This is a genomic window from Acinetobacter sp. ATCC 27244, assembly GCF_000156555.1.
Lineage (GTDB): Bacteria > Pseudomonadota > Gammaproteobacteria > Pseudomonadales > Moraxellaceae > Acinetobacter > Acinetobacter haemolyticus.
This window is the reverse complement of record NZ_GG665949.1, coordinates 33,421-54,125: the sequence shown is the minus strand read 5'-3', so window position 1 is coordinate 54,125 and position 20,705 is coordinate 33,421. Positions and strand designations below refer to the sequence as shown.

The window sequence follows — 20,705 nt, the reverse complement described above, 5'->3', positions numbered from 1 at the left end:
AGAGCAAATGTTATTTCACATTTGCTCTTTTCATAGGTCAATTATAATTTTCGCCGCCAATTAACTGGTCAAACTGAGTTCCTGTGACCAAGTGGATTTCGGCTGTTGATGTAGATGCCAACAGACTTGAGCAATCGATTGCATCAACTTTTGATCCTGATCATCCCATTTTTCTAATGTGCAGTAAGCCACATGAATTCCTTTAGGATGAAACTCTCTTGCCAATGACTGTGATAAGGCTCGAATACTGGCAAACATACTCATCGTCAATAAATCTGCTTTCTTTTCCGCACCCATTGATCTTGCACCAAGGAAAATCACTGTTCCACGTTGCTGTTTAAGCATGTTTGCAATCATAGATTGCAAAATACTGACTACATTTAAACCTGTAGCTTGCCAATATTGTTCAATCATTTCAGGAGAAACAGGGTTGGTATTATCACTACACCCAAACTTCGGCTGGATAATACATAATTCAATCTTATAACCCTGTTGTTGAATATATTTGACTAAACTTTTTAATGAGCCACTCAGCAAGACATTCAATCGAATAATAGTGCTTTGATTTTCAGAACTGATAATCTTTAAATCGTGCTGAGATGGATCATGTGTCACTTGAAAAATATGTAATGGATGATCTGAATCAAGATTGATAAAGGCTTGGCTCAACAACTCAATATTTTCACCAAAGACTACCATACACGGTTGAGCATTTTGTGATGATTTAAATAATCGTCCTAACTTATTCATCTTAGAAGCGCTCCTGATACGGGCGTAAATCTAATTCATGTGTCCATAAATCATTGCTTTGCTGATACAGCATTAAATAATTATCTGCAATTGCCTCAATATTTAAGCCGCCTGTACCACGCGTTAATCTTGCTAAACGTCCAAGTCCGAATAAAGCTTTATTGACCCGATCTCCATCAACCATGCCATCTACGATTACATGCGCAATATGTATATTTTTCGACTTATACAGACTTGCTAAATTAAGTGCATAAGCACGTAATGCTGATTTACCCATGGTAAAAGCAGCGAAAAACGGTTTACCACGCATTGATGCACTCGCACCTGTGAAAATCAGAGTTCCTTTTTGTTGCTGTTCAAAAATCTTCAAACAAGACTGCGAAACCAAATAAGCAGACAAAAAAGTCGAGCGCCACATTTTTGAGAAAAAGGACAACTGCGTTTTTAAAAACAAGGATGGAATATTGCCACCTACATTATGGGCAACAACTTCTAGCAGTTCATTATTTGCAATGATCATATCGAATAAAGATTGAATCTGTTGATCATTTTCTGCATCTAAACAATAAGCGACAGCACTCCCACCTTGCTCAGCAATCGTTTGAGTCACTACTTGTAATTTATTGAGCGTTCGTCCTACCACATAAACCTTTAACCCCGATTGAGCAAAACGTCGTGATATAGCAGCCCCAATCCCTTGCTCTGCCCCGACTCCAACGACAACAGCGACTCGCGTACTCATATCTGTTTGATCCAAGCAGAAATATTTGAATAGCTGTTAATTTTTGCTCCCCACACTTTACTGGTTCGGACAATCTCTAAAAGCTGTGAAGCAACTGCAATGTCGGCCACTGTTTTTTGCTCCCCGACTAACCAACCCGTAGCACTCAGTACCAGTTCTATACGTTCTAAATGACGAATAAACTCTGCTTCAATATCGGCTTTTGCCATACGTCCGGTACCTTGCATTTTCAGTTGAAAACTGAGTGCGGACTTCAATAAGGGTTTCATCAAAATCACTTCATGCTTCGGACGACCTTGCGCACTGATTGCTACAGCATGATCTAAAGCATCAGCATCACTCACTCGAAAGTGGATCTCATAGAAATACAATAATTCATCTGCCCAGTCTTCCCACAACTCAGCATAAGCTTTTTGTATCGGATCTAGCGGATAAAGACGTGGGAAGTCAGGATAAGTGTCATCCAAATAACGTGCGATACGGGTACTGTCTTGAATCCGCTGTCCATTGATATCGAGTACAGGTACTTTCCCGACCTTACTTAACATTGGCACTTTGGCGCCTAACACACCGTTATAATCGATGGTTTCAAATTCAATCCCTTTAAATTTCAACATTCTTGCTACTTTTTGACAAAAAGGTGAAATTTCCCACTGATGTAAAGTAACCATTATTTTTCTTTCCTTTGGGTTGATGTTTTAATCACGATCAGATTAGTCACGCCGATCAATATACTCAATATAACCACGCCCCTGCGTAGCCACTCCTGATCTACTACCATGCCAGTGGTATCCACCAACATAGCCAGTCGCTAGACCAAAAAGCATTGGCGTATCGACAGTAGCATGGATATCGAAAAGTAATTTTTTATGCTTATCGATGACTTGCCATCTAAATGTTTCAGGCAAACTCATTAAACTGCCATCTTGTCCCTGCGCGGCTTCCGCTTGTAAACTCAAGACTTCAAAATGTACGTCTGCATCTAAATGAACTGCTGTGCCATCTGCTTGTCTTAACATCGCAAATGCTGCAACTGAATGGTCTAAAATAGTGACATAACCCAACAAGAGCTGTGTGGTTGCATCAATCGTCAAAACTTGATAGGTAAAGAAATCCGCTGGGATCTTCAACCATTTTGGAATGGTTTTATTCAATGGATAAGCCAATGAAGGTGCTTTCCAATGTTCCCACGTGGCTAAACCTGATACCTTTTGCGTCTGATCCTGATAGGTAATTTCACCCTCATAATTCATCAACAGGCTCATGTGCTGGTAAATCGCGCTGTGAGCAAACCAAGAATTTGCACCTGTGGCTGTAAGCTTTAAATCAACAGCAAAATCCTCCCTGCGACTTATCAATCGAAAATGAGGATACTGTCCAGATATTTCTGCATTCTCACCAAATCTAATTAAATTATGTTGTGGATCGAATTGCATATCGTGCTGAATCGAATAGCTCGAAAAGGCATTTTTATTTGCTAGCGCAGTACCATGAACCAAAACTGCTGTATTGAGTGGCCCATCTTTGGGGTCAACATAAGCATCAGCATCCACCACTTTTATTCCAAGCATACCAAGAATCGAAGCAAAACTTAAAAAGTAATGTGGTGCAGGCAAATCAGCAATCATGATGCCAAAATGAGTGCCTTTAAATGGAAAAGGATTATTAATGGCTTGATAAAAATCTGGACTCGGATACGGAATATTTTGATTCGGACGAGCAACACCCATGATGCGCCCGACACCCTTTGTCAATAAACCGATGGCATGATCTTTAAGCCCACGATTAGTTTTACGACTATTTGGCAGCATTCGCCCTGTAATCGTAACTGGAATATCTGATTGAATTTGTTTAGACATCATTTTTATTCTCAATTCATCAAAAACGCTTTATTTATCTTTTAACAATTGAATTGTTAAATTGAAAAAAGAAGATTTTTACACCTTCTTTTTTGATTGATTATTTTTGACGAATAATCATATTCGTCGCTGTCGCATGAGCATATAATTTACCTTCTTCATCGCGAAGATAACCTTCTGAAATCACCAAATTCTTTCCGACATTGATGATCTTACCTTCAGCAATCAACTTTTTATTAAAGGGCATCGGACGGCACATTTTGATCGCTAAATCAGTCGTGCCGTATCCTTCACCTGCTGCAAGCACAGTATGTGTTGCACATCCAGTGACCGAGTCCAATACAGTCGCAGCGAAGCCACCATGCACACCACCTAGTGGATTGGTATGACGTTCATCTGCAGTCGCAATAAAAACAATGCGACCAAACTCAACTTCTCCAACACCGTCCATCCCCATGGTTTTCGCAATACCCGGAGCTGGCACTAAGCCTTGCTGAAATGCTTGCATAAGTTCTAAACCAGTCATATTTGATGGATTCATACCTGTTACCTATCTGATGAAAAAACTAAAGATTTTTTTTAATGAATAAAGGTCGATTGTTCTGGAGACAAACCAATTTTTATTTTGGTTTGCGCCACGATTTCAGATTCATCTGTATCATTCGGATGAAAATCAAAGCGGTAATAATCTAAAAATTTTGGAATAAAAACTTTATATTTTTCTCTACCATGATGCATAAATTTACGCCAAGAATTTAAATTAAATAATTGACGATCACGTTTTAAAAGTACCACCTGATATAGCGTCGACATCACCGTAATCATGGCTAAACTAAAGGTAAAAATAGCAATACGAGGAATATAAGCGGCTAATCCTTTCCCATATAAATATTGATACATATCATAGGCAACTGCTTTATGTTCAGTTTCTTCAACACTATGCCATAACCATAAATTGCGGATGGTTTGATCTGTCATTAATTCGTTCACGTCTTTCATCATTTCCACCACCAACACTGCGGTGTAATGTTCTAGACCAACGGTGACCAATAAATTCCACTTTTTAGGAAAAGTACGTTCAATCGCTTTTAGAACAATACCTGTCACTTTTTCTAATGACTCTGGATCTAAACCATATTTTTGAGCGCTTTGATGAAAGGCATGATGCTCTTTGGAGTGCATCGCTTCTTGACCAATAAAAGCTCCAATATCACGATCAAGCTGCTCATTATTTTTAACCTGAGCTCTTAAAGCCCTGACCGAACGGACGAAATAAGACTCACCTTCTGGAAATAGAGTAGATAAACCTGTGAAATAATGCGTAAAAGTTGGCTCATTATTACACCAATACTTAGGCATATCCTGAAACTCATAGTCCATACGACGTACTGGAAATGATGCAGGTGTTTTTTGCTTTGATTTTTCTTTCAACACTGACGACATTATTGTTCACCTCAAGAGTTTTAGCTCAAATTAACAAGTTCCAAAAAAGAACTTATTAAGCAAATTATCTGTGTAGGATGATCTTGTCAATGTCGTTCATATCTTAAACAAGCAACTTGTCCTGAAATGACTGTCTCATTCCTCAAAAGATAAAAGACTAAAAGCTTTTGTAATAAACCACCGATCCACTAATCCTGCGTCAATATATTCCATCCCATACGTGGGCCAAACGCAATCAAGGTTTTAATTAATCCTTTAATGGCTTTGGGTTGCTGACCACTGCTAATACGGCGAAATTGAGCCGCATGCCAAGCCAGTTGTAGATATGCATCTACAGGTTTATAGCCAAGATGGGGAATTATTGCTGGTTCTTTTACAGACGTTCCTGCCAACAGTTGTTTGGCTAAATCGGGTTGCAACGCAAATGGTCGTGCCAAACCAATCAAATCCACCGTCCCTTCAGCCACAATCCGATTCATCAGGTCAGCATCACGTAACCCTCCTGTGAGCATCAAAGGCAATTGACTTTTTTTACGTAATGCAGTTGCATAATCAAGAAAGTAGGCATCTCTTTGTGCTTGGCGTTCGGGTGCATAACCAAGCTGCGCAGGCGATTCGTAGTTACCTCCTGAAACTTCTATTAAGTCAATTACTTCTTCCTCTAATGCCAAGGCGATTTGTAATGATTCCTCTTGAGTCAAACCGCCTTTTTGAAAATCAGCCGAGTTTAATTTGACACTTAAGATTTTATTTTTACCAATTGCAGCTCGCACAGCGCGAACAGTTTCAATTAACATTCGTCGTCTGTTTTCAGGATTTCCACCCCATTGATCAGTACGAACGTTGGATAAAGGTGATAAAAATTGTGATAACAAGTAGCCATGTGCGGCATGGATTTGCACGCCATCAAAACCTGCTTTTATTGCTAATGCAGCGGTATTGGCAAAACGTTGAATCTGCTCCAAAATTTCTGTTTCACTCATTGCACGCGGCATACGAAGCAGCCTCATCATGGGTAAATCCAATCCAACTGCGGAGGGTGCGATCGGTTTTTTAGCAAGGGTAAAACGGCAACTCGACCAGGATGATTAATTTGCATAATGATCTTGCTGCCATTCGCCTGTGCAGCTTGCGCCCATAATGTGTTTGCCTGTAAGAATCTTTCATCTTCGAGGACCACATTTCTAGGCTCAACAAAGGCACGATGATCGATCATGACATTGCCTGTGATTAGCAGCCCTGTACCACCTCTCGCCCATGCAGCATAAAGTTGTTGCAGGTCAATGGTTGGCGAACCATGTCGATCAGCCAACTGTTCACTCATCGCTGATTTTGCAATTCGGTTCGGGATACTGATTCCGCAAGCCAATTTAAGTGGTTGTTGCAAAGGGCTAAGCTTTTGCGTTTGTGATTTTTTCATCGAATAGACCTATTTATAATAAAATGATGGCTAAGCTTAAATAATTTGATATTTGCGTTTTAATTGTTCCGCCATCACTCGGTTATCGTGTTGCCATGGATGGAAGTCGAGTGAAAAAAAATCGAAATAATCTTGGCTGATTTGACGTATAAGTCCGTTTCGCCCAAATAAAAAACTTAAACCTACATTCCAGTTTTTCAAATTTGTGCGTTGTCCAGAATGCTTCAATAACTCTAGCGTGCCCCTACTGGTAATGAACATAAAGAAAAATGTAGTTTCCAGCATGACCAATCTTAAAAAATAAGGACGATTGACCAAGGATTGATAAACATCAAAAGCCACTGCTTTGTGCTCAGTTTCCTCAATGGCATGCCATGCCCAAATTTTGCGTAAACCCAGATCAAATTTATCTAAATCTAGAGTATTTTTACTGATGAAGTAATCTGCCATTATTGCAGTGAGATGTTCCATACAAACGGTTGAAGCCAATTGATGTGCAGGACTAAAAGTCTGTTGCATCATCTTATTCATTTTCTTGAAACGCTTATAAATTCGATCAATCGGATAACCACGTTTTCGCATTAAATCATTTAACTGATCATGCTCTTTGCCATGATGTGCTTCCTGACCTATAAATGCCCTGACCTGTTTTAATAAAACTGGATTGTCAATCTGCGATTGATAATTACGTACACTATGAATGAACTGCCTTTCTCCATCTGGAAAAGCACTGGACAAAGCTGCTAGAAAGCAGGTTAAAAAAGCATTGTTTGCAAACCAGAATTCTGGAATTTCATCTGAGAAAATTAAATCTAAACGCCTAACTGGAAAGTCGATACTTGCTGAAATCTGTTGAGGCGTTGGTTTTAATTCTTTAGCGTTGATCGTATTTATAAACATTGTTGATCCTCACTCTATAAAACACGTGGATTAAACTGACGCATCAGAAAAAGTGGTGTTCTAAAACGTGGAATTTGAATTGGTGGAATTAAACCACCAGATAAATCGCAACGGTGAATACGCGCTTCAACGACCTCACCCAAGCCCATTTCATGCAACGGATCGTGCTCTGTACCTGTAAAGCGTAACTTCATTTCGACTTGGCGAACTTCAATCGGATGTTCTTTAGGTGTGAACCGAACCTCTCTGGGTAATGCCAAACCTAAACCGCCCGTGATATTACGATGAGGTAAGCCTAAAATAGGTGGTGCATGAGCAATAACCTCTCCAAGCTTTGCATTCATTTCAATGAGTGTCGTGCCACGACGAGAGGCTTTTGCGAGAATACGAGTGCCATCATTATCCCAAGCAATTTCGCCTATTTTTTTGGGATAACCCAATAGCTCACGTCCGATAATCATGGCGCGATCATCATTCAAAATCATCCACGGGCAAAAAATGCCTATTTTATTACCCACCTGAATGTGTACGAATAAACCTGCTTCATGGTAAGCCCCTGTATATACATTTTCTGGAAAGTAAGCACAGAACAAATCTGCTCTGGCAGGTTGTGCCAATTTCATACCTGATGGCAGCCAGCGTGCCATTTTTTTTTCATCAACTTCCACGACAGCCGTCAGGTATTGGGCATTGTGATAGAGTTTTTTACCGAGATTTGCCAAACCAATCGGTGTACTCAAATCATGGATCAGTTGTCTCATGCTTTTAACCTCGAAAATACTTGTTTTAATATCGGTAATAAAATGATGCGTGGCGTATATCGGCCACCCAAAGTTTGTGCTTGAGCAATCAATCCCGGAATCACAATTCGGCGATTACATGCCATCCCTTGAATTGCTTCTTTGGCAACACGTTCTGCTGTTACCCATACTAGACTTCCGCCTATACCATCAATATTTGAGATACCTGCAACTTCATTAAATCCTGTGATCGTGGGACCCGGAGCTAACAATGTACAAGTCACACATGTTCCGTTTAACTCGCTATGTAAAGATTCAGCAAATGAATTTGCAAAGGCTTTTGTCGCTGCATACGTTGCATTTGCAGGCGTTGGTTGATGACCTGAGGTAGAACCAACAATCAGAATCGCCCCACTTCGGCGTTGAATCATGTGAGGAAGTACAGCCAATGTTAAATCCTGTACGGCAACAACATTCACCTCGGTTTCCTCTCGTTCACGATCAGCATCCAATTCATGCAATCGACCAAAAGTGGCAAACCCTGCGTTATTACATAGAATGGAAATATCCATTTTTTCTAATTCTTTTCGGAATTCAGTTCTTTGTTCACGATCAGCTAGATCACATGGCCGTAAGTTGACTTCTACTTGATATTTTTCGCGCAAAGTCTTAGCAAGTAGCTCTAATTTATCCACTCGTCTTGCAACCAAAATTAATGAATAACCACGTGCTGCGAATTGCTTGGCAAGTTCTTCACCGATTCCAGATGAAGCACCCGTTATCACTACAGGAGAATCTTTTAATGGACGAGGTAAGCTCATTAGCAATACTCAAATCAATACAATGATCTGAGTATCCAAGAGATAAAACTTGAGCGTGAGATGCAGTTCAGACATACTACCAATCATTTTCGGCCAACGAATAAATAGAAATGAAAGATCCATATGGACTATCAAAAGCCAGTATCCCTATTTCTTATGCCCATTTATTACTCGAGATCATGGTCGAAAAAGGATTTTCTGCATCCGAGATTTTACATCTCAGTAAAATACCTGTAACCCTACTCAAGCAATTAGATGCTCGCATCACACCTATGCAATGGTCAAAACTGGCATGGGTGAGTCTGACACTAGCGAAAGATCTTGGTTTAGGATACGAATATGGATTAAAACTTAGACTGACTGCACATGGACCAATGGGATATGCATTGATGAGTAGTTCGTCATTGCGCAATGCCATAGAACTCGCAACCCAGTTTTTTAATATGCGATTAAAAGACTATAAAATTGACTTTTATGAAAAAAATCAAAAATCAATTATTGAAATACAACAAACCCACCCTGTTGTCAGCCAACATCCTGAACAAGCTGAAATACTAAGACGCTTTTTCTATGAATGTTTGATGATTGGTGTTGTTCAAACTGCTCAAGCCTTAGCCGAACATGATTTATCTAATGTGGAGCTTCAGGTTGACTGGTCTGAACCTATTTATCATCAAGGTTATTTATCACAATTACCCAAAGTACGTTTCAATCAAGCAAAAAACCAAATTTGTTATTTTTCTGAGACCATAGATTTGCCAACAAAAATGGCAGATCAAAGTGCATTTCTATCGGCATTAGCCCAGTGCGAAGCTGAACAAATCCGCTTTTCAGCGCAAATTCAAGATATTGCTTTACGCGTCCGAGCAGAATTAGTACTGACACCTCATAAAGGCTACCCATCTTTAGATTTGGTTGCACAACGTTTGCATATGTCTAATCGGACATTAAGAAGACATCTCAACGAGATTGGCGTTTCTTATCTCGGCTTGTTAGATGAAGTAAAATATAAAGAAGCGACAAGGCTTTTACTGAGCAGTGATATGGAAATACAAGAAATTGCGCTGTATTTAGGATATATCCAACCTGCTAATTTTGCCCGCGCCTTTAAAAAATGGAGTGGTATGTCCCCTATTCAATTTCGGAAGCAAACACCATAACGCCATTTCTAACCACTAGAGAAGACATAAATTTAAATCAACTCAACCGAGCCTGTATGTTGAGCAACAAACCTAATCTAAATTTAGCATTGCGACTTGAAAAATAAAACACAGGAGCAATATAGAGGTATAAGCGCATATTTTGCTCGATGGTTAGAAATTAAGATTTAAATTTTAATGATCTATGCTATGATTGCGCTGTACTTTGGGGGTGTCTCTGGCTTCGACGCTGGTGATGAAACTCATAGATGCATGCCGAGAGCGCATTTTCTCTCGTAAATAAAATTTGCATTTTAATAGTCGCAAACGACGAAACTTACGCTCTAGCTGCCTAAGGGCAGCTTGTCCGCTTCCTAGAATACTTGTGGTCTAGGAACCCGACCGAAGCGCACGCACACAAGTCCGTATAGAGTCAAGCCTCGGGGCTTTATACCAAACTTAGAGGATCGCACTTTGTACCCTGTTCGTCGGGTCACTAGGTGTTAAAACAATAGACGATATCTAAGCATGTAGTATTCTCGAGTGTAGTGCTGGCGGACGCGGGTTCGACTCCCGCCACCTCCACCAAAATACCGTAAATAAAAAAGCCACTTACTAAAGTGGCTTTTTTATTGTCCGTAAAATGCCGCAAACATATCTAGTACCCGACTTGAATTTTTATTAATAGACAACCAAACCGTTAGATTGCTTCGCTGCATGACATTAATTAATCCAAGTAATATAAAATCTCACCTACATTAATGCGGTGCTGGTCCACCAGTCATTTGTTTCGGTTTAGGACTTAACCAAATCAAAATACTGGCAAATGCAAACACAATAGCCAGAATCATAAATACATGATTGGCTGAAATAGTAATAGCCTCTTTATCTACCAAATTTGCAATCATGCCTAGAGTTGCGTCAGGAGAAAACCCATTTTGCATCAAAGTATTCTGTACGTCCTGAGGATGTAAGCTATTGACCATTTCACTACGCGCGACTTTGGCATGATCATCCCAAATCGTGACAGCAATAGATGCACCGATTGCTCCTGCCATCGTTCTTAAAAAATTCATTAAACCTGCTGCAGATGCCATTTCTTGTGGCAATACTGAACCCATCGCAATATTGGACAGAGGAATAAAGAAGAATGGTACGGCAAAACCCTGCAAAATCTGTGGCCATGCCAACGCCATAAAATCGGCATCTGTGACCCAAAATGCGCGCATCAAAGTCACGACACCTAGCAAGGCTAAACCAAAGCTGGCTAATGCACGTGGATCGTATTTCGTTGCCAGTTTTGCCACAATCGGCGACATGGTTAAACTACCAAACCCCATAGTAGCGGTCAGATAACCTGCCCATGTAGCGGTATAGCCCAAGTTGATTTGTAACCATTGGGGAATTAAAACAATACTGCCAAAAAATGAGCCAAAGCCAAAGGCTAAAGCAAGTACAGAAATGCTAAAACCACGATGCCGGAACACATATAAATTTACAACAGGATGCTTTTCGGTCAACTCCCAAATCATGAACACGATGAAACCGATTACGGCGACTAGAGCAAGCATAATAATACTGCTACTGTTAAACCAATCTCGCTCATGTCCAAGATCAAGCATCAACTGCAATGCTCCGATCCACAGCACCAACAAACCTAAACCTATCGCATCAATCCGTAGTTTTTCAGTTTTGGTTTCAGCCACTTTTAATAAACGACTTGCAGCGAATACACAGAAAATACCGACAGGAATATTAATAAAGAATATCCAATGCCAAGACAAATTATCACTAATCAAGCCACCAAGAATAGGCCCTAAAATTGGCCCAACCACGGTCGTCATCGCCCAAAGCCCCATGGCTTGTGAGTGCTTTTCTGGTGGAAATATCCGCATCAACAAAGTTTGGCTCAAAGGCATGAGTGGACCACCACATAACCCCTGCCCGATACGGAAAAACACCAACATTTCTAGTGAAGTCGCCAAGCCACAAAGGAATGAAAAAATAGTAAAACCAATTAATCCAAAGACAAAGACACGAACAGTACCAAAACGTCCTGCTAACCATCCCGTTAAGGGCACACAGATCGCTTCCGCAACTGCATAAGAGGTAATCACCCATGTGCCTTGTGAGCTGGAAACAGCCAAATTCCCTGTAATATGTGGAACTGAAACATTGGCAATTGTGGTATCTAAGACCACCATAAAATTTGAAAGTGCAATGACAAAAGCAGCAAGCAGTAAGCGCCCACCACTCAGTTCAGCAAAAGTATTTTGAGTTTTCATAGCTGATTACTTCGATGCGAGATCAATATCCGCTTGCATCGACAACCCCACCCTCAATGGATGTTCAACCAGTTCTTTAGGATCAAGCGAAATTCGCACAGGCAAACGCTGTACCACCTTGATCCAATTACCTGTTGCATTTTGAGCTGGAATCAAAGCAAAAGCTGCACCAGTACCCCCAGAAAAACCTTGCACTGTCCCGTGATAAATCACATCACCCCCATACAGATCGGAGGTTAAAGAAACCTTTTGCCCAGCTTTTACTTTGGCGAGTTGGCTTTCTTTAAAATTGGCATCTACATATAAATCAGAAACTGGAACAACTGACATCATCACGGTACCCGGCGCAACCCGTTGTCCAATCTGAATATTACGGCGCGCGATCACTCCATCAACAGGCGCACGAATCACTGTCCGTTCTAAATCAAGTTGTGCTTGATCCACATGTGCTTTTGCCACAAGAACGTCAGGTGTTGAAGCCTCATTTACACCTTGAATCAACGCTTCATTTGCAGCAAAAGTACTTTCGGCAGCTTTACGACTCGAAGTTGCCTGAGCCAAACCTGCTTGTGCCAACTCAAGGCTCGCCTTCGCAGTTGATACCGCGCTTTGTGCCTTGCTCAGTTCTTCCTTTGAAATTGCACCCGTAGCAGCCAACTCGTTACGGCGTTTGAGTTCTAATGAAGCACGGTCATAATCTGCTTGAGCTTTGGTGACTTGTGCTTGTGCACTACTAATTTCGTCATTACGCACCACCACTTGCGAATTTAAAGAACGACTATTGGCTTGGCTTTGTTTGTATTGACGCTGTGCTTTGGCTAGTTCAGCTTGAGCTTGCGCTAACTGAATTTTGGCATCACGCTCATCAATTCGAACCAATACATCACCTTGTTTGACCTGTTGCGTATCTTTGACGAGTACTTCAGCCACTTGCCCACTAACCATTGAGGTGACCTGTGCAGTTTCTGCACCGACATACGCATTATCGGTGCTGACGGAATGATTGAAAAACAATGCCCAAATCGCATACAAAATAGCAGCGAGAATCAGAATAAGCATAAAGAACCCAAGAAATTTTTTACGCTTTGCTTTCATTGCATTGTCTGTTGCAACATCTGAACCTATATTCTGCTGATTTGCTTGGGCATCATTCATACGTTATTCCTGAAAATTAAAACGACTTTTTAACTTTTGGTTTAATCAGCCGATCAGCTTAATTTTGGAAACTTAACTGAATGTTAAAATTGAACTCAAAAGGCATATAAAATGCTTTAACCACTCTGAAAATCAGCAATGCCACTACAAAAGCTTTAAATTATTAATATTTATAATTATTTTTCGTATATTTCTTAGTATTAAAAAAAGCGCCACAAGACGCTTTCATATTCAATTTCAAACTTAGAATGCATAAGAAGCAATAGCCGTTGCAATCGGTTTCTCTTCATCATTGACCATGGTCATACGCATCGTGCATCCCTTACGCCCTAGACGTAAGGTTTCTGCACGAGCAATAAAATATTTACCTCGACCAGGCGATAGGTAATCCACTCGCATATCCACTGTCGCGAGACGTGATACCTTTTTAATCGTATCTGGTAGATCTTCAGGTGATGCACGACGGTAAAGTTGCTCCATCGCAACGACCCCACCGATACTGTCTAACATGGTTGCAGCCACACCACCATGCAAAATTTGGAATGCCACATTGCCGATTAATTCAGGCTGCATTTCAAAATACCCTTCAATCTGATCATCAACAACTCGCATGACCATGCCACTGTATTTAAAAAAAGGACAGGCATTAAATGCTTTACAGAGCTGTTTCAAGACCACGTCATGATCGGCTTTTGCACCTAATTGAATATTTCCAGTCCAGTTTTTCTTTACATCATTCATACGCTGCTAACATCCAAGGGAACGATAAATACCCCATTATTTTGCACAAATCTAAAATTATGGGGCTACAATAGCTAAGTTTTTTAATTGATCTAAGCCGCTAAGCTCTCCCTAGCATGACTTAAATAACTCAATTATTCCTATAGTGTAATACTGAACATCGAGATTGTTATGACTTATACGTTCAATCGTCCTGCTTTTCCTGCGACTCGCATGCGCCGTATCCGTAAAAATGACCAACTTCGTGCAATGGTCAGTGAAACACAACTCACTGCCAATCATTTGATTTATCCAGTATTTGTACTGCCAGGACAGCAACAAACTCAAGACATTCCAAGCATGCCAAATGTGCAACGGTTATCTGCTGATTTATTGCTCAAAAAAGCGGAAAGCTTATTAGAACTGGGCGTTTCAAAACTGGCACTCTTCCCTGTTACCCCCCAAGAAGATAAAAGTTTGACCGCAGAAGCGGCATGGCATGAAGATGGTCTAGTGCAAACCACTTGCCGTTTATTAAAAAAAGAACTACCAGAAATGGTGCTCATCACAGATGGCGCACTTGATCCTTATACAACACATGGTCAAGACGGTATTATTGACGAGACAGGTTATGTCTTAAATGATGAAACTGTTGAATGCTTAGTTAAACAAGCACTCAGCCATGCGGAAGCGGGTGCAGATGTGGTTGCCCCAAGCGATATGATGGATGGACGAATTGCTGCCATTCGCCAAGCGTTGGAACAAAATGGTTTTATTTATACCAACATCATGGCGTATTCAGCAAAATACGCATCAAGCTTTTATGGTCCTTTCCGTGATGCAGTCGGTTCTGCAAGCAACTTAAAAGGTGGTAATAAATATAACTACCAAATGGATGTGGGCAACCGTGCCGAAGCATTGCATGAAATCGCGCTTGATATTCAAGAAGGCGCAGACATGGTGATTGTCAAACCGGGTATGCCTTATCTGGATATCGTTCGTGAAGTGAAAGACACTTTTGGTGTGCCAACCTTCATCTATCAGGTGAGTGGTGAATATGCCATGCTTGCAGGTGCGATTCAAAATGGTTGGTTATCTGACAGTGTGATTTTAGAATCATTAATGTGCTGTCGTCGTGCAGGTGCAGATGGTATTTGGACCTATTTTGCTGAAGAAGCAGCACGTAAACTGAAAGAGATGAAATAGAACTCCAACTATGCATATTGCCATCATTGGTGCAGGAATTAGCGGCTTAATGACTGCACTTGAGCTTGCTGAACACGGCTGTTCCGTCGATATTTTTGATCAACAACAAGCTGGTCAAGCCGCTTCGTGGGCGGGTGGCGGTATCCTCTCTCCGATGTATCCATGGCGATATGCACCTGAAGTGAATCAACTTGCCAAATATGGCAAATCACTCTATCAATCATGGAATGAAAAACTATCCCCGATCACAGGTATCGATTTTCAAATCCACAACACCGGTATGTTGATCTTCGATCAAGAAGATTTTCAGACTGGATTAAATTACGCAACACAACACAATGAACCGATGCAGCAATGTGATCTGCTCAATCGCATACAGCTCGAAACCGTAAATCCACATATTTCAAAACAGTTTGATCAAGCAATTTACTTTCCTCAACTTGCCAATGTTCGCAATCCTCGCCTATTACAATCTTTGATTCATTATTTAAAGCAGCATCCTTGCGTTCGCTTTTTTGAACATTGTACCGTCGAGAAGCTGATCATTAAAAATAAAACCGTTCACGGTATAGAAACTGAAGATCATCAACAATATTTTGCTGATCAGGTTGTACTCACTTCGGGCGCATGGAGTAATTATTGGCAACAACAAGTTCAGCGAAAGATTCCTGTACACCCCGTCCAAGGTCAGATGCTACTGTTTAAAACCCCTGAAAACTGGCTCCCCACCATGTGTATGAATCGCGTCATGTATCTGATTCCACGTCAAGATGGCCATATTGTTTGTGGATCAAGTATGTCTGAATGCGGATTTAGTACAGCCGTCGATGCACAAACCCAACAAGATATTTTATCTGCTTGTTTGGAAATGGTACCTGAGTTAGCACAATTCCCGATTGTAAAGCGCTGGGCCGGTTTACGCCCAAGTTCGCCACATGGCATCCCCTACATCGGTGCGATGCCTGAGCTGAGTCGTCTTTGGGCAAATTTCGGGCATTTCCGCAATGGGCTATGTATGGGTGCAGGATCAGCAAAACTGTTGGCACAACTCATGTTAGATCAGAAAACTTTTGTTGATCCGCACGGCTATTCACCTGACCGATTGGCATGTACTCAATCAGCGATTCATGAGAATCTGAGTTAAGGCATCTTGTAAACTTGGATAGTTAAATCTAAAACCATGCGTCAATAAGGCTTGGGGCTGGACATATTGCCCGTTCAAGATCAACTGAGACTGTTCACCCAAAATGATTTCAAAAACACATTTTGGCATAGGAATAAATGGCTTACGTTTTAATAACCTAGATGCTGTTTGCATAAATTGCTGCTGATTTGTCAACTCAGGTGAGACCACATTATAAATTTTTTGAGCACTATCTAAATGCATCAAAAATAAAATTGCATCTAATACATCTTGGATATGCACCCAGACAACAGGTTGTTGTCCTGTGCCAATTTTTCCAATTGTATTGAGTTTAATTGGCAAAAGCATTTGCGGCAAAATGCCTCCACCATCACCAAAAACAATGCCTAAGCGGATAATTTTAGTATTTTGCTGCCTAAATTTAAGTGCTGTTTGTTCCCATGCCTGACACAATTCAGACATAAAAATCGCTTGTCCAGGGGTATTTTCATCACAGATTGCAGTCCATTGTTCGTGTGGATCAATCCCGTAATAACCAATCGCTGAACCTGAAATAATGCATTTTGGATAAATATTTTGACGCTCTAACCAGTCATACAGCCGCTGCGTCATGTTGACTCGACTTTCAATCAATTGCTGTTTACGTTTTTCAGTCCAACGCTTTTCACCGATATTTTCACCAGCCAGATTAATCACATAATCTATTTCGGAGGTAGTTATTTGTTCTAAATCATTGACCCATCTAAGCTGAGGATGTTGAGATACTTTTTGCTTTTGTCGTGTTAGTGCGATCACATGATATTGCTGTTCCAACAAAAAAGGTAAAAGATGAGAGCCAATAAATCCACTCGCACCTGTTACCAACACCGTCATTTTTTGCATGGTACGACCTACTTAGCATAATACTCATTGTAAATAGCTATAGCAGAATATCGAGGAATTACAAGTCAGCTTAAACTAAGCAAACATTTTAGCCGCCATACGTTGCGCTTGTTTACCATAAAACCAATAGGTAATCAGATATAATGGGATGGCTAACATCAACCACATGGCCAAAACAGTAAGTAAAAACTTGGGTTGTTGTAAATACAATAAGAAATTTTGCCACACTTGAGGATCTTTACGGGCAAAGAGAAACAGTCCACCAAGTAAACCAATTAAGTTATATCCCCAAAAAATCAGAGAGAAAACCAATGTAAAACGTTTCTGCTCTTGAGCTGTTGGTGCACGGCGCTGTTGCCTTAAAAACTTGAATAAAACTAAAATGATCGCAATCAAATAAGGCATTGCGGTGAGGATACCACCTATACTATTCGGTAAAAATGCTGCCAGTACGCCTGTGAGCAAAGTCAAAACCAAACAAATTATAAAAAACCATAAATAATACAAACGCAATGAAATCATACAGATAACCTTATAAGATTGGTTTCGAAAAATAATTATAAGTTTTTTTCAATTTTTTTTCATTTTAATGTCAACCAAAGCCAAACTCATGTCGTTATATAGGGTATAAGGTCGCAGCAACCGACGAACATTGCACGGCATCCGCAGTTTTTTTCGGTGACCTTTCATTATGACTCTCCATCTTTAACAATGGTTTTGTTAGCAGCCAGAACTTTTGATAAAGATTTTGACCGACGATTTCTCATCACTCGAATCGTCGGTTTTATTTTGCCTGTGATTTGAGTTTGATCAAATATTAGCAACATACATTTTGATCAACGCCCCCTCATCATCTCTGACATTTGTTAAGAATGCCCAATTACACTTTTCATAAAAATCGTCGAGGTCTGTCACCAGATAGAGCGTTTCAAATCCCAAGGTTTTCATTTCCGCTCGGGCAAAATCCAACAGCTTTCTGGCGATATTTTGCTTTCGATACGCTGTTTCAACGAATAAAGCGCACAGATTCGGACTAAGGTCTTTCCGATCATGGAAATCATTGTCAATTATTCCAGCGCCTGCAATGATCTGCCCTGTATCACTTAGAATTACATACCATTGTGGGATGCTGTTTGACTGTTCAATCGAAGTTCGGATGCTGTCCCGATAGACTTCTACAGGTATCTCCCATTTATCCGAAAACCATATCGCCGCTAGTTCAAGCAACTCAGGATTATTCGCTAACTTAATAATATTCATCAGGGTTAAATTAATCTCTTTTAAATACTTTAACAATAAACCATTATTGACCTTTAAACTGTGGCAAACGTCTTTCAAGCATCGCCCGAACACCCTCTTGAGCATCCTCAGATTCAAACAAGGGTTTGAGGTAATCATCCATTTTCTGAAATGCATCAGTCTGTCCTAAAGTAACCCCATCCTTGGCAGAAGCCAGTAAAGCCTGTACAGCAAGCGGCGCAGCTATACAAATCTCTTTGGCAACTTCGATCGCACGCTCAAGTTGATTACCTTTTTCTACAACCTCAGAAACAAGATTCAACTCATTGGCTTTTTGAGTATCAAAGGTTTTACCTGTAAGCAAATAAGGCATGGCTTTTTGCCAACCAGCTGCCTGTACAAAACGAACCGTCGCACCGCCAAAAGGCATAATTCCACGTAATACTTCGAGTTGACCAAATATCGTGTCTTCGCTGGCAATCACCACATCGGCATTCAGCATTAACTCAACACCAGCGGTATAGCAAATACCCTGTACCGCGACCACAACTGGTTTAGTTCTATGTCGACCACCGACACCCCAAGGATTGATTTGCGCTTCTTCAAAATTAAAAATCCCATGTGGAATTTTAGGTTGTAATTCCACTAGGTCTAGACCAGCAGTAAAATGATCACCATGCGCAAAAATGACAGCACAACGTAATTCAGGATTATTCTCATATTCTGTTAATGCTAAAGATAAATCCTCAATCATATGGCTATCAAAGGCATTGCGTTTTGCCACACGATCTAAACCGATCAACATAATATGGTCAATAATTTCACGGCTTACTTTTCCTAAGCTCATTTTCTATTTCCTGTTATTAAATTAATTGGATACCAAACTAGTTGATCGTTTTAAAATGATCAAGCGATATCTTGTAGCTACTTTCTGCTTGGCTAAGCTCTACTTTTTTCTTGAATACGTGCTACCTTATTCGCATTCATTTTATTATTAGATTCACTTATGACTGTGCGTTTTTTTCATACGTCTGACTGGCATCTGGGACAGTTTTTTTACAACCATTCCCGCCACTACGAACATGAACAATTTCTTGCATGGTTACTTGAGCAAATCAAAATTAAGCAACCACATGCTTTACTCATTGCAGGTGATATTTTTGATGTGATCAATCCGAGTTCACAAGCACAGAAACAGCTTTATCAATTCCTTGCCGATGCGCATGATCTTGCACCACAGATGCAAACATTGATGATCGCGGGAAATCATGACTCAGGCTATCGCATTGAACAAGTTGAACCCTTACTTGAAAAATACAATGCCAAAACAGTCGGAGTGATTCGCTGGAATGAAGATAAAAGCTTAGATTTAGATCGTTTAATTTTGCCGATTTATGATGAGCAAAAACAGATTGTCGCATGGTGTATTGCCCTGCCTTTCTTACGTTCAGCCGAAATCACAGGCTTTAACGAACACACGACTAACAGTCAAAATGCGATTGCTTATCTGCATCAACATTTAATCGCTGAAGCAAAACGCCGCAAAACTGATGATCAAGCTTTAATTCTGATGTCACATGCACATATGCAAGGTGGTGAAACCTCAGATTCTGAACGCCCAATTATTATTGGTAATGAAGAAGCGCTTTCAACCACGCTGTTTGACGACGAGATAAATTATGTGGCTTTAGGGCATCTGCATAAACCACAAAAAGTCGGATATGATCACATTCGTTATAGTGGCTCTCCGATCCCTTTATCATTTAGTGAAATTAATTATAAACACCAAGTGGTTGAAGTCACGATCGATCCCAATGCAACTGAAAATCAAGTTGAGTTTGAGGCAATTGCCATTCCGCGAGCGATTCAATTACATAAAATAAAAGGTGAACTCAATGACGTCATGCAGCGACTCAAAAATCTGCCACAGGGCGCTATAGGCTCTATTGATCATCGTGAATATATCGATATTGAATACCACACAGCAACACCTCCCCAACCGAATCTTAGACAACAATTTGAAGATGCCTTGCCTAAAGATCGTTACCGTTTAGTGCGAATTTCAAGACAATATTTATCTAATGAAACCAATGCTGAAAGCGAATCAAAAATTAATTTAGAACCACCGACACCCGAAAAACTGTTTCAACAAATTTGGGAGAAAAAAGGCTATAGCGTTGATGATGAAGTCAGCAAAGACTTTTTAAGCTTAGTTGCTGAAGCACAGAAAAAACTTGAAGATGATCAAACAGTTTAAGGA

20 protein-coding genes, 1 other RNA gene and 1 pseudogene are annotated in these 20,705 nt (G+C 40.4%); 5 read left to right on the top strand and 17 right to left on the bottom strand.

The features are described 5' to 3' along the window. Positions 1-60 precede the first annotated feature (60 nt). The 10 genes and pseudogenes from HMPREF0023_RS00245 to HMPREF0023_RS00200 all read right to left on the bottom strand — a co-directional run bounded on the left by HMPREF0023_RS00245 (position 61) and on the right by HMPREF0023_RS00200 (position 8,675). Positions 61-750: an oxidoreductase gene (locus HMPREF0023_RS00245; protein WP_008940877.1), complete on the bottom strand. Its 690-nt coding sequence runs from the start codon at positions 748-750 to the stop codon at positions 61-63. Between the two features lies 1 nt (position 751). Continuing rightward, positions 752-1,492 (bottom strand): SDR family NAD(P)-dependent oxidoreductase, encoded by a 741-nt coding sequence (locus HMPREF0023_RS00240; RefSeq protein WP_005081639.1) that lies wholly within the window; start codon positions 1,490-1,492, stop codon positions 752-754. Beyond that, complete coding sequence (locus HMPREF0023_RS00235) at positions 1,489-2,163, bottom strand: glutathione S-transferase family protein (RefSeq protein WP_008940876.1); 675 nt, start codon at positions 2,161-2,163, stop codon at positions 1,489-1,491. The genes HMPREF0023_RS00240 and HMPREF0023_RS00235 overlap by 4 nt, the downstream gene beginning before the upstream one ends. 42 nt (positions 2,164-2,205) lie before the next feature. Further along, positions 2,206-3,354: a DUF6670 family protein gene (locus tag HMPREF0023_RS00230; RefSeq protein WP_008940875.1), complete on the bottom strand. Its 1,149-nt coding sequence runs from the start codon at positions 3,352-3,354 to the stop codon at positions 2,206-2,208. A gap of 97 nt (positions 3,355-3,451) precedes the next feature. Next, a complete protein-coding gene (locus HMPREF0023_RS00225; protein WP_017396619.1) occupies positions 3,452-3,892 on the bottom strand; it encodes a PaaI family thioesterase in 441 nt (146 codons plus the stop codon). 38 nt (positions 3,893-3,930) lie between these two features. Beyond that, entirely contained in the window at positions 3,931-4,794 is an 864-nt protein-coding gene (locus HMPREF0023_RS00220; RefSeq protein WP_008940873.1) for a metal-dependent hydrolase, read from the bottom strand. A 188-nt stretch (positions 4,795-4,982) separates the two neighbouring features. After that, a pseudogene (locus tag HMPREF0023_RS00215) lies at positions 4,983-6,214 on the bottom strand (NADH:flavin oxidoreductase/NADH oxidase family protein). Between the two features lie 36 nt (positions 6,215-6,250). Further along, a complete protein-coding gene (locus tag HMPREF0023_RS00210; RefSeq protein ID WP_008940870.1) occupies positions 6,251-7,114 on the bottom strand; it encodes a metal-dependent hydrolase in 864 nt (287 codons plus the stop codon). 14 nt (positions 7,115-7,128) lie between these two features. Further along, positions 7,129-7,875 carry an acetoacetate decarboxylase family protein gene (locus HMPREF0023_RS00205; RefSeq protein WP_008940869.1) on the bottom strand — a complete coding sequence of 249 codons (747 nt, stop codon included), beginning with the start codon at positions 7,873-7,875 and terminating at the stop codon, positions 7,129-7,131. After that, the gene (locus HMPREF0023_RS00200; protein ID WP_008940868.1) at positions 7,872-8,675 is read right to left on the bottom strand and encodes an SDR family NAD(P)-dependent oxidoreductase; all 804 of its coding nucleotides are present in this window, start codon (positions 8,673-8,675) and stop codon (positions 7,872-7,874) included. The genes HMPREF0023_RS00205 and HMPREF0023_RS00200 overlap by 4 nt, the downstream gene beginning before the upstream one ends. Positions 8,676-8,785: 110 nt before the next feature. On the opposite strand from HMPREF0023_RS00200, the gene HMPREF0023_RS00195 reads away from it, so the two are divergent. Next, positions 8,786-9,835 (top strand): helix-turn-helix domain-containing protein, encoded by a 1,050-nt coding sequence (locus HMPREF0023_RS00195; RefSeq protein ID WP_008940867.1) that lies wholly within the window; start codon positions 8,786-8,788, stop codon positions 9,833-9,835. Between the two features lie 207 nt (positions 9,836-10,042). Further along, positions 10,043-10,402, top strand: a transfer-messenger RNA (tmRNA) gene (gene ssrA / locus HMPREF0023_RS16090). A gap of 170 nt (positions 10,403-10,572) precedes the next feature. On the opposite strand, the gene HMPREF0023_RS00190 is transcribed toward ssrA, so the two are convergent. From HMPREF0023_RS00190 to HMPREF0023_RS00180, 3 genes are all read right to left on the bottom strand, one after another. Then, complete coding sequence (locus HMPREF0023_RS00190; RefSeq protein WP_008940866.1) at positions 10,573-12,099, bottom strand: DHA2 family efflux MFS transporter permease subunit; 1,527 nt, start codon at positions 12,097-12,099, stop codon at positions 10,573-10,575. 6 nt (positions 12,100-12,105) lie between these two features. Then, positions 12,106-13,254 (bottom strand): HlyD family efflux transporter periplasmic adaptor subunit, encoded by a 1,149-nt coding sequence (locus tag HMPREF0023_RS00185; RefSeq protein ID WP_008940865.1) that lies wholly within the window; start codon positions 13,252-13,254, stop codon positions 12,106-12,108. 243 nt (positions 13,255-13,497) lie between these two features. Then, entirely contained in the window at positions 13,498-13,995 is a 498-nt protein-coding gene (locus HMPREF0023_RS00180; RefSeq protein ID WP_004638231.1) for a thioesterase family protein, read from the bottom strand. A 171-nt stretch (positions 13,996-14,166) separates the two neighbouring features. Here HMPREF0023_RS00180 and hemB point away from each other — a divergent pair, with 171 nt between their 5' ends. Together hemB and thiO are read left to right on the top strand one after the other, a co-directional pair. Beyond that, complete coding sequence (gene hemB, locus HMPREF0023_RS00175) at positions 14,167-15,180, top strand: porphobilinogen synthase (RefSeq protein WP_004638230.1); 1,014 nt, start codon at positions 14,167-14,169, stop codon at positions 15,178-15,180. Between the two features lie 10 nt (positions 15,181-15,190). Continuing rightward, a complete protein-coding gene (thiO, locus tag HMPREF0023_RS00170) occupies positions 15,191-16,324 on the top strand; it encodes a glycine oxidase ThiO (protein ID WP_008940864.1) in 1,134 nt (377 codons plus the stop codon). Here thiO and HMPREF0023_RS00165 read toward each other — a convergent pair. The 4 genes from HMPREF0023_RS00165 to HMPREF0023_RS00150 all read right to left on the bottom strand — a co-directional run bounded on the left by HMPREF0023_RS00165 (position 16,298) and on the right by HMPREF0023_RS00150 (position 19,292). After that, positions 16,298-17,206, bottom strand: coding sequence for a TIGR01777 family oxidoreductase (locus tag HMPREF0023_RS00165; protein ID WP_008940863.1), 909 nt, complete (start codon positions 17,204-17,206; stop codon positions 16,298-16,300). The genes thiO and HMPREF0023_RS00165 overlap by 27 nt on opposite strands. Before the next feature lie 75 nt (positions 17,207-17,281). Further along, complete coding sequence (locus tag HMPREF0023_RS00160; RefSeq protein WP_004638226.1) at positions 17,282-17,728, bottom strand: ABZJ_00895 family protein; 447 nt, start codon at positions 17,726-17,728, stop codon at positions 17,282-17,284. 288 nt (positions 17,729-18,016) lie between these two features. Continuing rightward, positions 18,017-18,466 carry a GNAT family N-acetyltransferase gene (locus HMPREF0023_RS00155; RefSeq protein WP_008940862.1) on the bottom strand — a complete coding sequence of 150 codons (450 nt, stop codon included), beginning with the start codon at positions 18,464-18,466 and terminating at the stop codon, positions 18,017-18,019. 43 nt (positions 18,467-18,509) lie between these two features. Further along, on the bottom strand, positions 18,510-19,292 hold the full coding sequence (locus tag HMPREF0023_RS00150) for a crotonase/enoyl-CoA hydratase family protein (RefSeq protein WP_004638222.1): 783 nt from the start codon (positions 19,290-19,292) through the stop codon (positions 18,510-18,512). Positions 19,293-19,451: 159 nt separating this feature from the next. On the opposite strand from HMPREF0023_RS00150, the gene HMPREF0023_RS00145 reads away from it, so the two are divergent. Continuing rightward, on the top strand, positions 19,452-20,702 hold the full coding sequence (locus tag HMPREF0023_RS00145; protein ID WP_008940861.1) for an exonuclease SbcCD subunit D: 1,251 nt from the start codon (positions 19,452-19,454) through the stop codon (positions 20,700-20,702). Positions 20,703-20,705: the final 3 nt, after the last annotated feature.

Coding starts and splice junctions, on each gene's coding strand:
- HMPREF0023_RS00160 (WP_004638226.1), bottom strand. CDS start 17,728: ATGATTTCATTGCGTTTGTATTATTTATGGTTTTTTATAATTTGTTTG.
- HMPREF0023_RS00235 (WP_008940876.1), bottom strand. CDS start 2,163: ATGGTTACTTTACATCAGTGGGAAATTTCACCTTTTTGTCAAAAAGTA.
- HMPREF0023_RS00195 (WP_008940867.1), top strand. CDS start 8,786: ATGAAAGATCCATATGGACTATCAAAAGCCAGTATCCCTATTTCTTAT.
- HMPREF0023_RS00230 (WP_008940875.1), bottom strand. CDS start 3,354: ATGATGTCTAAACAAATTCAATCAGATATTCCAGTTACGATTACAGGG.
- HMPREF0023_RS00155 (WP_008940862.1), bottom strand. CDS start 18,466: ATGAATATTATTAAGTTAGCGAATAATCCTGAGTTGCTTGAACTAGCG.
- HMPREF0023_RS00150 (WP_004638222.1), bottom strand. CDS start 19,292: ATGAGCTTAGGAAAAGTAAGCCGTGAAATTATTGACCATATTATGTTG.
- HMPREF0023_RS00200 (WP_008940868.1), bottom strand. CDS start 8,675: ATGAGCTTACCTCGTCCATTAAAAGATTCTCCTGTAGTGATAACGGGT.
- HMPREF0023_RS00185 (WP_008940865.1), bottom strand. CDS start 13,254: ATGAATGATGCCCAAGCAAATCAGCAGAATATAGGTTCAGATGTTGCA.
- HMPREF0023_RS00220 (WP_008940873.1), bottom strand. CDS start 4,794: ATGTCGTCAGTGTTGAAAGAAAAATCAAAGCAAAAAACACCTGCATCA.
- HMPREF0023_RS00205 (WP_008940869.1), bottom strand. CDS start 7,875: ATGAGACAACTGATCCATGATTTGAGTACACCGATTGGTTTGGCAAAT.
- HMPREF0023_RS00145 (WP_008940861.1), top strand. CDS start 19,452: ATGACTGTGCGTTTTTTTCATACGTCTGACTGGCATCTGGGACAGTTT.
- HMPREF0023_RS00245 (WP_008940877.1), bottom strand. CDS start 750: ATGAATAAGTTAGGACGATTATTTAAATCATCACAAAATGCTCAACCG.
- HMPREF0023_RS00225 (WP_017396619.1), bottom strand. CDS start 3,892: ATGAATCCATCAAATATGACTGGTTTAGAACTTATGCAAGCATTTCAG.
- hemB (WP_004638230.1), top strand. CDS start 14,167: ATGACTTATACGTTCAATCGTCCTGCTTTTCCTGCGACTCGCATGCGC.
- thiO (WP_008940864.1), top strand. CDS start 15,191: ATGCATATTGCCATCATTGGTGCAGGAATTAGCGGCTTAATGACTGCA.
- HMPREF0023_RS00210 (WP_008940870.1), bottom strand. CDS start 7,114: ATGTTTATAAATACGATCAACGCTAAAGAATTAAAACCAACGCCTCAA.
- HMPREF0023_RS00165 (WP_008940863.1), bottom strand. CDS start 17,206: ATGCAAAAAATGACGGTGTTGGTAACAGGTGCGAGTGGATTTATTGGC.
- HMPREF0023_RS00240 (WP_005081639.1), bottom strand. CDS start 1,492: ATGAGTACGCGAGTCGCTGTTGTCGTTGGAGTCGGGGCAGAGCAAGGG.
- HMPREF0023_RS00180 (WP_004638231.1), bottom strand. CDS start 13,995: ATGAATGATGTAAAGAAAAACTGGACTGGAAATATTCAATTAGGTGCA.
- HMPREF0023_RS00190 (WP_008940866.1), bottom strand. CDS start 12,099: ATGAAAACTCAAAATACTTTTGCTGAACTGAGTGGTGGGCGCTTACTG.